The 13,707-nt window shown below is 68.5% G+C and carries 13 protein-coding genes and 1 pseudogene; 8 read left to right on the forward strand and 6 right to left on the reverse strand.

Going from position 1 to position 13,707, the window contains the following annotated elements:
* The first annotated feature begins 55 nt into the window (after positions 1-55).
* From G6N50_RS26270 to G6N50_RS26280, 3 genes are read left to right on the forward strand one after another with little or no spacing between them, the layout of a single operon-like run.
* Positions 56-1,072: a GHMP family kinase ATP-binding protein gene (locus G6N50_RS26270; RefSeq protein ID WP_067834235.1), complete on the forward strand. Its 1,017-nt coding sequence runs from the start codon at positions 56-58 to the stop codon at positions 1,070-1,072.
* Positions 1,060-1,677 carry a D-sedoheptulose-7-phosphate isomerase gene (locus G6N50_RS26275; RefSeq protein ID WP_179970068.1) on the forward strand — a complete coding sequence of 206 codons (618 nt, stop codon included), beginning with the start codon at positions 1,060-1,062 and terminating at the stop codon, positions 1,675-1,677. The genes G6N50_RS26270 and G6N50_RS26275 overlap by 13 nt, the downstream gene beginning before the upstream one ends.
* Before the next feature lie 8 nt (positions 1,678-1,685).
* Entirely contained in the window at positions 1,686-2,240 is a 555-nt protein-coding gene (locus tag G6N50_RS26280; RefSeq protein ID WP_083096910.1) for a D-glycero-alpha-D-manno-heptose-1,7-bisphosphate 7-phosphatase, read from the forward strand.
* Here G6N50_RS26280 and G6N50_RS26285 read toward each other — a convergent pair.
* Positions 2,237-2,983, reverse strand: a complete 747-nt coding sequence (locus G6N50_RS26285) for a WecB/TagA/CpsF family glycosyltransferase (protein WP_232068837.1) — start codon at positions 2,981-2,983, stop codon at positions 2,237-2,239. The genes G6N50_RS26280 and G6N50_RS26285 overlap by 4 nt on opposite strands.
* A 309-nt stretch (positions 2,984-3,292) precedes the next feature.
* Between G6N50_RS26285 and G6N50_RS26290 the strand changes: the two genes are divergently transcribed.
* The 3 genes from G6N50_RS26290 to G6N50_RS26300 all read left to right on the forward strand — a co-directional run bounded on the left by G6N50_RS26290 (position 3,293) and on the right by G6N50_RS26300 (position 5,860).
* The gene (locus G6N50_RS26290) at positions 3,293-4,279 is read left to right on the forward strand and encodes a GNAT family N-acetyltransferase (RefSeq protein ID WP_083096911.1); all 987 of its coding nucleotides are present in this window, start codon (positions 3,293-3,295) and stop codon (positions 4,277-4,279) included.
* A gap of 213 nt (positions 4,280-4,492) precedes the next feature.
* Positions 4,493-5,182, forward strand: a complete 690-nt coding sequence (locus tag G6N50_RS26295; RefSeq protein WP_083096924.1) for a DUF5642 family protein — start codon at positions 4,493-4,495, stop codon at positions 5,180-5,182.
* Positions 5,183-5,209: 27 nt separating this feature from the next.
* On the forward strand, positions 5,210-5,860 hold the full coding sequence (locus G6N50_RS26300; RefSeq protein ID WP_083096913.1) for a DUF5642 family protein: 651 nt from the start codon (positions 5,210-5,212) through the stop codon (positions 5,858-5,860).
* 17 nt (positions 5,861-5,877) lie between these two features.
* Here G6N50_RS26300 and G6N50_RS26305 read toward each other — a convergent pair whose 3' ends face one another.
* Positions 5,878-6,864: an IS481 family transposase gene (locus tag G6N50_RS26305; protein ID WP_083100326.1), complete on the reverse strand. Its 987-nt coding sequence runs from the start codon at positions 6,862-6,864 to the stop codon at positions 5,878-5,880.
* Positions 6,865-6,983: 119 nt separating this feature from the next.
* Positions 6,984-7,580 (reverse strand): alpha-ketoglutarate-dependent dioxygenase AlkB, encoded by a 597-nt coding sequence (locus G6N50_RS26310; protein ID WP_179970069.1) that lies wholly within the window; start codon positions 7,578-7,580, stop codon positions 6,984-6,986.
* A 94-nt stretch (positions 7,581-7,674) separates the two neighbouring features.
* Here G6N50_RS26310 and arcA point away from each other — a divergent pair, with 94 nt between their 5' ends.
* On the forward strand, positions 7,675-8,886 hold the full coding sequence (gene arcA, locus G6N50_RS26315; protein WP_083097929.1) for an arginine deiminase: 1,212 nt from the start codon (positions 7,675-7,677) through the stop codon (positions 8,884-8,886).
* A 52-nt stretch (positions 8,887-8,938) separates the two neighbouring features.
* Here arcA and G6N50_RS26320 read toward each other — a convergent pair.
* Both G6N50_RS26320 and G6N50_RS26325 read right to left on the reverse strand, forming a co-directional pair.
* Positions 8,939-9,785: pseudogene (locus tag G6N50_RS26320) on the reverse strand (DUF559 domain-containing protein).
* A 102-nt stretch (positions 9,786-9,887) separates the two neighbouring features.
* On the reverse strand, positions 9,888-11,483 hold the full coding sequence (locus tag G6N50_RS26325) for a dolichyl-phosphate-mannose--protein mannosyltransferase (protein ID WP_083097930.1): 1,596 nt from the start codon (positions 11,481-11,483) through the stop codon (positions 9,888-9,890).
* Positions 11,484-11,507: 24 nt separating this feature from the next.
* Here G6N50_RS26325 and rsmI point away from each other — a divergent pair, with 24 nt between their 5' ends.
* On the forward strand, positions 11,508-12,344 hold the full coding sequence (gene rsmI / locus G6N50_RS26330) for a 16S rRNA (cytidine(1402)-2'-O)-methyltransferase (RefSeq protein WP_083097932.1): 837 nt from the start codon (positions 11,508-11,510) through the stop codon (positions 12,342-12,344).
* Positions 12,345-12,358: 14 nt separating this feature from the next.
* On the opposite strand, the gene G6N50_RS26335 is transcribed toward rsmI, so the two are convergent.
* Positions 12,359-13,609, reverse strand: coding sequence for an aminodeoxychorismate synthase component I (locus G6N50_RS26335; RefSeq protein ID WP_083097933.1), 1,251 nt, complete (start codon positions 13,607-13,609; stop codon positions 12,359-12,361).
* Between the last annotated feature and the right edge of the window lie 98 nt (positions 13,610-13,707).

Consider the following 13,707-nt stretch of genomic DNA (forward strand, 5'->3'; position numbering starts at 1 on the left):
GCGCGCGTGGGACGTGGACCGGTCAGTTGAGCGAACCGTTCGAAAGCCAATCCCCATGACACGGCCACGAATCCGCGCACGAGCGCCGCTGCGGATCTCGTTCGCCGGGGGCGGCACCGACGTTCCGCCGTTTCCGGCGACCGAAGGCGGCTGCGTCCTGTCGGCGACCATCGATCGCTACGCCCAGGGATCGTTGGCGCCGCGCACCGACCGCCGGGTCAGCATCGAGTCGGTGGACTTCAAGACCACACACGAGATGACGCTCGACAGCGAGATCCTTTACGACGGCAGCCTCGATTTGATCAAGGCCGCGGTGCGCCGGTTCGGCCGCGACGGCACGGACGGCTACGACCTGGTGCTGCGTTCCAGCGCTCCGCCCGGATCCGGGCTGGGCTCGTCGTCGACGATGATGGTCGCCCTCACCGGCCTGCTCGCCGAGCACTACCGGGTGCCGATGGGCGAGTACGAGACCGCCCAGCTGGCGTGCGCCATCGAACGCGACGACCTGGGCATCGCCGGCGGCATGCAGGACATGTATGCCGCGACGTTCGGGGGTTTCAACTTCATCGAATTCACCGACCGCGTGATCGTCAATCCCCTGCGGATCCGCGACGAGACCGCCTTCGAACTCGAACTCAGCCTGCTGCTGTGCTACACCGGCATCACCCGGGACTCCGCGCGCGTCATCGAGGACCAAACCCGCCGCGCAACAACGGGATCCGATGACACCCTGGCGGGACTGCGGGCCCAGAAGGATCTGGCGGTCGCGATGAAGGCGGCGTTGCTGACCGGCAAGCTGAACGATTTCGGTGCGCTGCTCGGCGAAGCATGGATCCAGAAGAAGCGCATGTCGCCCTACATCACCAACGAGCGCATCGACGATCTCTACGACCTCGCCCTGAAGAACGGGGCACTGGGCGGCAAGCTCACCGGGGCGGGAGGTGGCGGATACATCCTGCTGTTCTGCGACTTCGCCAAGAAGCACCGCCTCATCGAAGCACTCGAGGGCGCCGGGGCGGCCATCACCGAATTCGCGTTCGAGAGCAAGGGATTGACCACATGGCAGGCATGACCGAGCCGGATGTCGTCGCGCCGAGCGTTGAGCTGGTCCAGCAGCGACTGGCCGAAACGATCGCGGTCAAGCAGCAAATGCAGCAGGGCGACGCCGCCGCACAAACCGTCGAGGTCGCGCGGGTGATGATCAGCGCGCTGCGCGCGGGCGGAAAGGTGATCTTCTTCGGCAACGGTGGGTCCGCGCAGGACGCCGGCCATCTGGCCGCCGAACTCATGGGCCGCTTCGCTTTTGACCGTCCCGGCCTGGCGGCGCTCAGCCTGCCCGACGCCACGGCCGCGATCACCGCGATCGGCAACGACTATTCCTACGACGAGGTGTTCGCCCGCCAGGTCCTGGCCGCCGGGCGTGCCGGTGACGTGGTGATCGGGCTGACCACATCGGGCAACTCTCCCAACGTGGTTCGCGCGCTCGAGGCGGCCGGTCAGGCGGGGATGACGACCGTGGCGCTCACCGGCGCCCGCGGCGGCAAGGTGGCCGACGTCGCCGAAATCTGCATCCGGGTGCCCAGCCACGACACCGGGCGGATCCAGGAGGCATGCCTGCACCTGGGCCACTCCATCTGCGAAATGGTCGAAGCCGCACTGTTTCCCAGGCCGTCCTGACATCGACGATGGCCGCGCCCGAGCTGCGCAACGTGCGCACCGTCTTCCTGGACCGCGACGGCACGATCAACGTCAAGGCCGCCGAGGGGGAGTACGTCCGGTCACCCGCCGAGCTGGTGCTGCTGCCGGGTGCGGCCGCGGCGGTGGCCGCGCTGAACGCCGCGGGCCTGCGCACCGTGTTGGTGACCAACCAGCGTTGGCTCTCCGAAAAGGCCTCCGAGCCAGCACATTTCGCCGCCGTCCAGCGGCGCCTGGAAGAGCTGCTGGCCGGCCACGGCGCCCGGCTCGATGCCGCCTATCACTGTCCGCACGCGGCCGGCAGCTGTGACTGTCGCAAGCCGCTCGCCGGGATGTTGGTGCGTGCTTCGCAAGAGCACGACTTCGATTTGGCCGAGTCGGTGATCATCGGGGACAGCGACAGCGACATGTTGGCGGGCAGGGCGGCCGGAGCGGTGACCATCCTGCTCCGCTCGGGTCCTGCGGCGTCCGCGGATGCGGACGTCGTGGTCGACGACCTGGCGACCGCCGTCGAGCTCATCGTGAATGCTCAAGCGGCGCACTAGCTTCGGGTAAGTCGGTGGGCCGCCGAGCGGGCCACCAACGCGAGCGCGAACGGCAGATCGTCGCGCAGATACCGGCGGGCAAGCCGCCGCGGCTCGAGCGCCAGCCGGTGTAGCCACTCGAACCCGAGCCGCTGCATCAGCGGCGATGCCCTGCGGACCACACCGGCGGTCATCGCGATGCCGCCACCACACGCCAAGAACCACGCGCCCGGCAATTCCCGGCGCAGCTGTTCGATGAGGCGTTCCTGGCGAGGGAAGCCCAAGCCGACAAACACCAGATCGGGTGCCGCGCTGACGACGTCGGCCATCGCCCGTCGCGTCCCTTCCTCGGTGTCGTCGAAGCCGAACTCCGGTGACTGCGTGCCGGCGACATGGAGGTCAGGGCACCGCGCCGCCAGCGCCTCGGCCGCCCGCTGGGGCACCCCGCCGGCGCCTCCGAACAGATACACCGACTTACCGTCCGCGGCCGCCGCCGCGCTCAGGGGGAGAATCAGCGACGAGCCGGCGACACGCTCGGGCAGCCTCTCGCCCCTGGCGCGCGCGGCCCACACCAGTGGCATCCCGTCGGCCACCACGAGGGAGCCCCGGGCTATCAGTTCGGCCAGCGCCGCATCCCGGCTGGCCGCCACGGCCACGTCGATGTTCACCGGGATGATTGAGCCGCCCTGGCCGGTCGCCCAGGCCGCGCGCGCGCTGTCGACCACGTCCTGTTGCGTCAGCGCGTCGAACCAAAGATCGCCCACCTGAATCTTGGTTGGCCCCACACCGGCCGACTTCGGTGAAATGACCTCGGACCTCCATCCGGCGCGATCGCCCGTGCCGCAGGCAACGCTTGACCCGAACATCATGCCGGACGTCGCCCCGACGGATCCCGCGTTTGGGCCGCGGATCCTTGCCCGAGCCGCAGCCCTGCTCATAACCTGGGCAACATCCGACCGCGACCGGGAAGCTTCGGCCTGGTGCGGTAAACGACGGTAAGCAGGCGGGCAGGTCATGGCATCACCGCGACGCGCAGAACGGTGTCGCGATGCTGCGGGCGGCGGTCTATAGCGGTGTCCGGACTCACCGGCGCCCGCGTGGACGAGCTGGCGGCGATGGACATCTTCAAGGGATGTCCCGTCGAGGACCTCGCCCCGTTGGCGGGCCACCTGCAGCCGCTGCGCGCCGCGGCCGGCCAGGTGCTGATGCGGCAGGGGGAGCACGCCGTGTCGTTTCTGCTGATCTCCTCGGGTACCGCCGAGATCAAGCACGTCGGTGACGACGGTGTCGTGATCACCGAGCTTGCGTCCCCGGGCATGATCGTCGGCGAGATCGCGTTGCTGCGTGACATTCCCCGGACCGCGACGGTGACCGCCGCCGAACCGTTGACCGGTTGGATCGGCGACACCAAGGCCTTCGCCAGCATGGCCCATGTCCCCGACATCATCCCGCGGTTGCTGCGCACCGTGCGCCAGCGTCTCGCCGCGTTCATCACGCCGATCCCGATTCGCGTTCGCGACGGCACGCTGCTCTTGCTGCGCCCGGTGCTCCCCGGCGACAGCGAGCGCACCGTGCACGGCCACATCTACTTTTCCGACGACACGCTGTATCGGCGTTTCATGACCCCGCGGCTGCCCACCCCGGCGTTGATGCACTACCTGTCGGAGGTCGACTACGTCGATCACTTCGTGTGGGTGGTCACCGACGGCGACGACCCGGTGGCCGACGCGCGCTTCGTGCGGGACGAGAGCGACCCGAAGACCGCCGAGATCGCCTTCACCGTCGCCGACGCCTACCAGGGCCGCGGCATCGGCACGTACCTGATCAGCGCGCTGTCCATCGCCGCGCACGTCGGCGGAATCGAAAGATTCTCCGCGCGAATGCTTTCCGGCAATGCGCCGATGCGCGCGATCATGGACCGCTTCGGGGCGGTCTGGCAGCGCGAGGAGATCGGCGTCATCACCACCGTGATCGACGTGCCGCGACCGCGCCACCTGCGGCGTGAGGAGGTCGAGCAGATCAAGCGCATGGCCCGGCAGGTGATGGAGGCGGTCGGCTGAGTCCCGGCGCTGGGTCTCCCGCCGGGTTCCGGTGCGCCAACGGCGGCCAGCCCCAGCACCATTAGGTGACTTCCGAATCCGCTGGCGCAGGCGCTAGCACGTTCGAGAATCAGGTGGTCCTTTCCCGGCCACTCGTCTGACGATGTGGTTCCGCCCACCGCGGCGCTGGTGTGGGAAGCCGGGCACGGTCGCGTTTTGTGCTATCAACTCCTCATGCGGCCGTTCCGGATTGGCCCGGCGTCGATTCTGGTGCTCACGACGGTGATCGCCGCCTGCGGTCACTCATCCGCACGCGCACCGTCGGCCACTTCCACGAGATCCGCTCCGACGAGCGCCGTTGCCGTCAACCCCGCCAACATCAAACGGGTCGTTCGCGACCTGCCGCCCGGTTACGAGGTGACCACCGGAATCCCCAGCGCGGCTTCACCGAGGGTGATCTGGAGCCTGGGCGATGACTTACAGGCCAAGCCGGCCAAATGCGGGGCCCTGGCCGACCCCGGCAACGGGCGCGACCAGTCGGCGCAGGGCGTGTCGGGTTCGGGGAGCGGCGGCATCGTGGACGCGGTGGTGGTGGCTTTGCCGGGGCCGGTCGATTTCCCGGCGGACCTGGTCACCGCGTGTGCCCAATGGGCGGAGACCGCCGGGCGCACCGTGGTACACATCCACCTCACCGACCCGCCGCACATCGACGGCGCCGAAACCGTCGGCATGGTGGCCGACGTCAGGTCCTCCGTCGAATCGGGCACCGAAATAGATTCGCGCACCTACACATTCACCGCCTATCTGGGCAACTACTACGCGTTCACCACGCTGACCACCGACCCGGGTTCGGCGCTTCCGGTGCTGCCACCGGAATTCGCCGCGGATCTGCTCGCCAAAACGGTGTCCACGTTGCGCAGTTGAGCTACCCGCTTGGGTAGATTGGCCACGATGTCCAAGATGTTGCTCGCGGTCGCGGCTGCCTGCGTCCTGGCCGGCTGCTCATCGGCCACCCACTCGGCGAAGGTCGACATCAACAAGGTCGTCGACGTGAAGTCCAGCTTTGGGCCCGAGTACAAGGTCAACGACATCAGCGAACGCGGCATCGATCCCAAGCTGCTGGCCGGCCGGAAACTGCCCGACGGGTTGAAATTCGACCCCGCGAACTGCGCGAAAGTGGCGGCCGGACCGGACATGCCGGCGGACCTGCAGGGCAACATGTCCGCGGTCACCGCCGAGGGCCGCGGCAACCGGTTCGTGGTGATCGCGCTGGAGACTTCAAAAGCGTTGCCGTTCAACGATCCCGGAAAGGACTGCAACAAGGTGACCTTCGCCGGCCCGCAGATGCGGGGCGGTGTCCAGGTGGTCGACGTGCCGCAGATCGACAGCGCCCGCACGCTGGGCGTGCATCGCGTCATGCAGGCGCTGACGCCCGGGGGGCCACGCACCGGCGAGCTCTACGACTATTCAGCCTCGTTCGGCGACTACCAGGTGATCGTCATCGCCAACCCGCTGGTGGTTCCCGATCAGCCCGTCGCTCCGGTCGACACCCAACGCGCGCGCGATTTGCTCGTCAATGCGGTGACGGCGGTGCGTACCTGACTCTGGCTCGAGCGCCGCTAGCTGTAGGAGGTCACCACGTTGGTGACGCCGGTGGTGAGTCGTGATGCTGGTGGCTGGCCGTCGGCGGCAGAGTGTGGTCGATGGTAGTTGAAGTGGATGTTCCAGACCTTGAGTGCCTCGCTGCGTTGGGATTCTGAGGTCCAGGTGCGGGCGTAGAGGAATTCTTCGGCCAGGATGCGGTGATATCTCTCTACCTTGCCGTTGTGGCGCGGGGTGTAGGGCGTGATGCGCTGGTGGCGTGCGCCGTGCAGGACGTGGGCGAAGTCGCGGGCGCGGTAGCAGGAGCCGTTGTCGGTGACAATCCGTTGGATGCGGTCGATCCCGTGCGCAGCGAACCAGACCCGGGAACGGTGCATAAATCCGATTGCTGTGATTGCCTTTTCATCGGTGAGCGCTTCGGTGTAAGTCAATCGGGAGTAGCCGTCCACCGCGGAATGCAGATAGACATAGCCGGCGCGGGCCGCTCGCGAGGCTCTGCCCTGGGCGCTGTTCTTGCCGTGCACCCGCCACCCACCACCGTCGGGGATGCGGCCGACCTTCTTGACGTCGACGTGCACCATGTGCCCGGGGCAGCGAGCGATGATGCGTTGCGGTACTCGATTCAGATCCCCGCTGGGGTCAAGGAACTTGCGCCGATTGAGCCCCAAGGTCACCAGCTGCCGGCTCACGGTGCGCCGGCCGATCACGATGCCGCGTGCATTGAGTTCGAATGCGATCCGCGTTGCCGACCACTTGCGGCCTCGGCGCATCGCCTCGATCACACTGATGACCTCAGCCGCAGTGGCCGTGGGCTGCCCTACCGGCGCCGACGAGCGGTCGTATAGGCCGAGTTCGCCGAACCGTCGGAACCGGTTGACCCACTTGGAGGCACACGCCCGCGAGATCCCCATCTCAGCAGCTACGTGGGCAATGGGACGGTCAACGCAGCGGGCAACGAGGCGGCGACGGCCTTCAACGGACAACGGAGCATTACCGTGGGTCATGGACGGGTTCCTTCAGGTTCAGGACGAGGGGTTTGGCGATTTCTCATCCTGCCGCCGAAGGACCCGTCCTCCTCACATCCCGACCATGTCGGCGTCTACAACGTCATGACCCGCAACAGCTAGCGCACGCCGCGCGGCCGGAACTGAATACTCACCCGCGGGCCGACGGATGCCGTCGTCTTGGGCACGGCGTGCTCCCAGGTGCGTTGGCATGACCCGCCCATCACCAGCAGATCGCCATGCGCCTGTGGCAGCCGCAGCGAGGGGCCGCCGCCGCGGCGGCGCAGCGCGAAGGAGCGGGTGGCGCCCAGGCTGACGATCGCCACCATGGTGTCCTCGGAACTGCTGCGGCCGATTGTGTCGCCATGCCAGGCCACGCTGTCCGAGCCGTCGCGATAGCAACACAGCCCGACCGTGGTGAACGGCTCACCGAGCTCGCCGGCGTAGATGTCGTTGAGCCGCCGACGCAGCCGGGACAACTCCGGATGCGGCGGCTCGGCCACCGTGAGGTCATGAAAGCTCACCAGCCGAGGCACGTCGACGACCCGGTCGTACATCTGCCGGCGCTCCTCGCGCCACGGCACCGTCGACAGCAGGGCGTCGAGCAGGTCATCGGCATCGGTGAGCCAGCCGGCGCGGATCTCGATGAACGCGCCGTCGCCGAGTTGTCTGCGCTCGGTGTGCTGGAACAGGGAGCCTTGGACCGCGATCTCCACGCGACCGAGTTTATCGCACATTCGTTCGATGGCGTGGGGGCGCGCGACGGGCGTGTACCGCGACCGGGCGCCCCGGCGCCGCTACGGTTGAGCTGTGGGTGTTGTTGAGCTGGGCACCAATTCCGAGGTCGGCGCGCTGCGCGTGGTCATCCTGCACCGCCCCGGCCCCGAGCTGCTCCGGCTCAACCCCCGCAACGTCGACCAACTGCTGTTCGACGGCCTGCCGTGGGTCGCCCGCGCGCAAGACGAGCACGACCGGTTCTCCGCGCTGTTGCGGTCGCGCGGGGTTGAGGTGCTGCTGCTGTCGGACCTGCTCACCGAGGCGCTGACGCACAGCGGGGCCGCCCGCATGCAGGGCGTCGCGGCCGCCGTCGACGCGCGACGACTCGGAGGGCCGTTGGCGCAAGAACTTTCGGCGTACCTGCGGGGACTCGAGCCGGCCCGGCTGGCCCAGGTGCTGATGGCCGGCATGACGTTCAACGAGCTGCCCGCCGACACCCGGACCGACGTCTCGTTGGTGCTGCGCATGCATCACGGCGGCGATTTCGTCATCGACCCCCTGCCCAACCTGGTGTTCACCCGCGACTCGTCGATCTGGATCGGTCGCCGGGTGGTGATCCCGACGCTGGCGCTGCGCGCCCGCGTCCGCGAGGCGTCGCTGACCGATCTGATCTATGCCCATCACCCGCGGTTCACCGGCGTGCGGCGTGCCTACGAGTCGCGCACCGCGCCGGTCGAGGGTGGTGACGTGCTGCTGCTGGCACCGGGCGTGGTCGCCGTCGGGGTGGGGGAGCGGACCACGCCGGCCGGTGCGGAAGCGTTGGCCCGCAGCCTGTTTGACGACGACCTGGCCAACACGGTGCTCGCGGTGCCGATCGCGCAGCGGCGCGCCCAGATGCATCTGGACACGGTGTGCACGATGGTCGACACCGACACGGTGGTGATGTACGCCAACATCGTCGACTCGTTGTCGGCGTTCACCATTCAGCGCACGCCCGACGGCGTCGCCATCAGCGACGAGGCCCCGTTCCTGGAGGCAGCGGCCAAGGCGATGGAGATCGACCAGCTGCGGGTCATCGATACCGGGCTGGATCCCGTCGTCGCCGAACGCGAGCAGTGGGACGACGGCAACAACACGCTGGCGCTGGCGCCGGGCGTGGTGGTCGCCTATGAGCGCAACGTGCAGACCAACATTCGCCTGCAGGACGCCGGCATCGAGGTGCTGACCATCGCAGGATCGGAATTGGGCACCGGCCGCGGCGGTCCGCGGTGCATGTCCTGCCCCGTCGCTCGCGATCTGCTGTAGCCAGACGTCGCAGTCACCGCTACGGTTGCGTTCCGCCCGCTAGGCGCAGCCCTCACGGCAATCTCGGCGCAGAATGGCGCGTCAGCGCCTCGCGCACGCGTTGAACGATGAGGTTAGGTCGGTCTTCGTTGATCACCCTGATCACGTTCCAACCGAGCCGACTGATCATCTCGGCTCGGCGGATGTCTTTCACATACTGGTTTCGGTCGGTGCGATGTTGTTCGCCGTCGTACTCGACTGCCACCATCGGCTGTTCCCGACCCATATCCAGGTAAGCCACGAGGCGGCCATCGGTAACCCGGATCTGAGTAACGGGCCGGGGCAGACCGGCATCGATGAGTAAGAGCCGCAACCAACTTTCTTTGGGCGATTGCCCTCCACCGTCCATGAGCGTCAAGGCTGTTCGACACTGGCGCACGCCTCGTGCTCCTTTGTGGGTGGCGGTCAAAGGGATTGCTTCGACGGCGGTGACACCGGTGGGCGGACAACGCGTCGAGGTGGGTGACTGCTAGTGCGCTGGGTAGGTGCCGAGCGAGGTCAAACGCGGTACGCGCCAGATTGGTTACAGGCAGACCGTCCAGTTCAACGACGTCCATGGCACCGAGCCGTTCACGGCGAACGATAATCCCGGGAGGTGGATGGTTGAACGGCCCGATGATCTCTATCGGCGTGAACTCGTCGACCCACTTGGCCCCATGGAGCGCCGCCGCCGCGCGGCTTGCGATGACTGCCCGGCGGCCGGACCACAACCACGCCCCAATGATGTTCTCCCGCAGTGACCTCGAGGCGTGTTTCGGGAGGTAGACGTTTCGGTGGACTCTCCGGTAGTTCCAACGCAATTGACCTCGCGTCATCGCCCCGCGTCCCACCGGATCGCTACCGAGAAACACCCCCGTCACGCGCTTATGATGCGTGCCTCCACTGACACCTCAGCGAGATCGCCGCCATGGTCGTGATCTGCGCGCAAGAACAGCCATGGCGGCAATCTCGGCCAACGAGAACTAGCGCCAGCTGGGCAGCCAAATCTCCATGTTCCAGGTCTGCTGCGAAATCGGCAGACCGGTGAGTATCGGGAACAGCCAAGCGAAGTTGGTCACCACCAACGCCACGTAGGCGCAGACCGCGATCAGCCCCAGCGTGCGGCGCTCCGAGTGCGCCTGCAGCCGCAGCCGTCGGGGCGGGGCGCCGGGGGTGTAGAGGATGTCGCCGCAGATCAGCGCGATGGCCATCACCAGGAACGGCGCCATGGTCGCCGCGTAGAAGAAGTACATCTGCCGGTCGATGTCGGCGAACCAGGGCAGCCAGCCGGCGCAGTAGCCGACCAGTACCGCGGCGTAGCGCCAGTCGCGGCGAACCAGCATGCGCCACAACGCGAAAACCAGGACCGGCACCGCCAACCACCACATCGCCGGGGTACCCACCAGCATCTCGGCCTTGACGCACGATTGGGCGCCGCACCCGGATACGTTCTGTTCGTCGATGGCGTAGAGCACCGGCCGCAACGACATCGGCCAGCTCCACGGTTTCGATTCCCAGGGGTGGTAGTTGCCGGCGGAATTCGTCAGGCCGGCGTGGAATTGGAACGCCTTGGCGGAGTAATGCCACAGCGATCGGATGGCGTCGGGCATCGGAACAATCGAATGTGCGCCGATCGTCTGGCCCACCTCGTGGCGGTCGATAGCGGTCTCGGAGGCGAACCACGGGGCGTAGCTGGCCAGGTACACCAACACCGGGATGACCCCCAGCGCGTACGCGGTGGGGATCAGGTCGCGCCGCAGCGTCCCCAGCCAGGGCCGGGTGACCTGATACTGACGCCGCGCGGCCACGTCGAACGCCAGCGACATGAGGCCGAAGAACAGCACGAAGTACAGGCCGGACCACTTTGTGCCGCAGGCCAATCCGAGCAGGATCCCGGCGCCGAAGCGCCACCATCGCACACCCAGCCGCGGACCCCACGCCGTGTCGGCGTTGCGGCCCTGCTGCAACGCGATGTGCATCCGTTCCCGAACCTGGTCGCGGTCGACGATCAGCGCGCCGAACGCCGCGACCACGAAGAAGGTGAGGATGCCGTCGAGCAGTGCCGTCCGGGCGGCGACAAAGCTGACGCCGTCGCAGATCACCAGCACGCCGGCGATCGCGCCGATCAACGTGGAGCGGCTGATCCGCCGGACAATCCGCATCACCAGCGCCACCATGACCACGCCCAGCAACGCGCCGGTGAACCGCCAGCCGATGCCGCTGTAGCCGAAGATCGCCTCGCCGAGGGCGATCAGTTGCTTGCCGACGGGCGGGTGGACGACCAGGCCGAACCCTGGATTGTCTTCCACCCCGTGGTTGTGCAGCACCTGCCAGGCTTGCGGCGCGTAGTGCTTCTCGTCGAAGACCGGGGTGCCGCTATCGGTGGGTGAGCCCAGGTTGAGGAAGCGCGTCACCGCGGCCACCAGGGTGATCACGCCGGTTACCACCCAGCCGCGGACCTGATCGGTCGGCCCGAAATCGGCCACCGGCACCAGCGGCCCGGGGCTGACGATGGGCACCGCGCGGTCCTGTTCGGCACCCTCCATGTTCAAGAGTGATTCGCGGGGCGGGGCGGTCATCACGTCGATCGTAGGCTGTCGGTCATGACCACCGGCCGCCTGTTGCTGGGCGCGACCCCCCTGGGGCAGCCGTCGGACGCCTCCCCCCGCCTGCTGGACGCCCTGGCTCGGGCCGACGTGGTGGCGGCCGAGGACACCCGTCGGGTGCGCACGCTGGCGAAGGCCCTCGAGGTGCGGATCACCGGTCGGGTGATCAGCATGTTCGACCGGGTCGAGAACGCCCGGGTGGACTCCGTGCTGGAGGCTATCCGCGCGGGTGCGACGGTGCTGGTGGTCAGCGACGCCGGGATGCCGCTGATCAGCGACCCCGGCTATCGGCTGGTGACGGCGTGTGTGGAGGCCGGCCTGCCGGTGCGATGCCTGCCGGGGCCGTCGGCGGTGACGACCGCGCTGGCCGTGTCCGGTTTGCCGAGCGAGAAGTTCTGCTTCGAGGGGTTCGCGCCACGCAAGACGGCGGCGCGGCGGACCTGGCTGGACTCGCTGGCCGACGAGCGGCGCACCTGCGTGTTCTTCGAATCTCCGCGCCGGCTGTCGTCCTGTCTGCGAGACGCGGTGGACCGGCTCGGCGGCGCCCGCCGGGCCGCGATCTGCCGGGAGCTGACCAAGGTGCACGAGGAAGTGGTGCGCGGATCGCTCGACGAGCTGGCGGCGTGGGCGGCCGACGGTGTGCTCGGTGAGATCACCGTGGTGCTGGCCGGGGCCACCCCGAGCGCCGACCTGCCGTCGCTGGTGGCCGAGGTCGAGGAGCTGGTCGCGGCAGGCACCCGCATCAAGGACGCCTGCGGTGAGGTGGCCGGGGCCCATCCGGGGGTGCGTTCGCGCCAGCTCTACGACGCGGTGCTGCAGTCCCGCCGCGACTGACGGCGGCCCGTCGGTCAGCCGGCCGGGCTCGCGGCGGCGATGGATGCCAGCCCGACGACGGGCGACGCCTTGTGCAGGCATTCGGCCCACTCGGCGTCCGGGTCGGAGTCGGCGGTGATCCCGCCGCCGACGCCCAGCACCGCGCCGCCCGCGGCATCGAATTCGACGGTGCGGATCGCGACATTCATCTCGCACCCTGCCACGGGTGACGCCAATCCGATTGCGCCACAATATATTCCACGACTATTAGGCTCCCATTGCGAGAGCAGTTGGCGGGCACGGTGTTTGGGTGTCCCGGTGACCGATGCCGGGGGAAAGGCGGCGTCCAGCAGCGCCGACGTCGGCAGCTCGGCGGGGACCTGTGCGGACACCGTCGACACCAAATGCCACACGCCCGGAGCCCGCCGCACCACCAACAACTCGGGCACCCTCACCGTGCCGACGATCGCCACCCTTCCCAGGTCGTTGCGGACCAGGTCGACGATCATGATGTTCTCGGCGACCTCTTTCGCCGACGCGCGCAGCGCCGACGGCCAGGCGTCCAGCGGCAGGGTGCCCTTGATCGGGCTGGACGTCACGAGCGTCCCGCGCCGGCGCAGGAAAAGCTCGGGGGACAGCGATGCCACCGCACCCCACGGGCCGGCGACGTAGGCCGCCCGCGCCGGAGAGGTCCGGGCGACGCCGTCAATGAAGAAGTCCAGCGGGGCGCCGGTGACCGTCCCGCTGAACTGGGTGCAGACGCAAGCCTGGTAGACCTCGCCGGCGCGGATGGCTTCCAGGCAGGCCAGCACCCCGTCGCGATGTGCCGCCCGGTCGGCGATGCCCCAATCGATCCGGCATGCGCCCGGCTCGGCCGCCGGTGTCGCCAGCGCGGCGGCGAGCCAGTCCGGCATCGGCGCGCCGGACAGGCTCTCATACCACCAACGGCCGTCGCGGTCGCGGCGCAGCACGCAGTCGGTCCAGCCGCCGGCGGCCTCGGGAAGCCGGTTGGGCCGGGCGCCGGCACCGGGGTCGGGATAGGACAGGTAACCGATCCAGCCACCGCCCACCGCGTGCGGCTCCGGCGTCCGCGGCGCCTGCACCGCGAACACGTCATCGGCGCGCACCGGGCGCACCGCCAGGCTCGGCGCGATCACCGCCAGGGCGCCGAACCATTCGCCGGTCAGCGCGGCCGGCGGCGGCAGACCGAGCCGGCCGGTGGCGTCACCCAGGGCGCGCAGCACCTGGGGTGCGGCGCCAAGGTCGCCGAGCCGGTCGATTCGCACAGCCCTAGCTTGACAGAGCGGCGGCGTTTCGCACCCTCGGCGCCCGCCCCGCTGGTCGGATGGTGGCGACCCGCTGCACCCGGCTACGCCGCGTTTGC

Source organism: Mycobacterium mantenii, from assembly GCF_010731775.1.
Lineage (GTDB): Bacteria > Actinomycetota > Actinomycetes > Mycobacteriales > Mycobacteriaceae > Mycobacterium > Mycobacterium mantenii.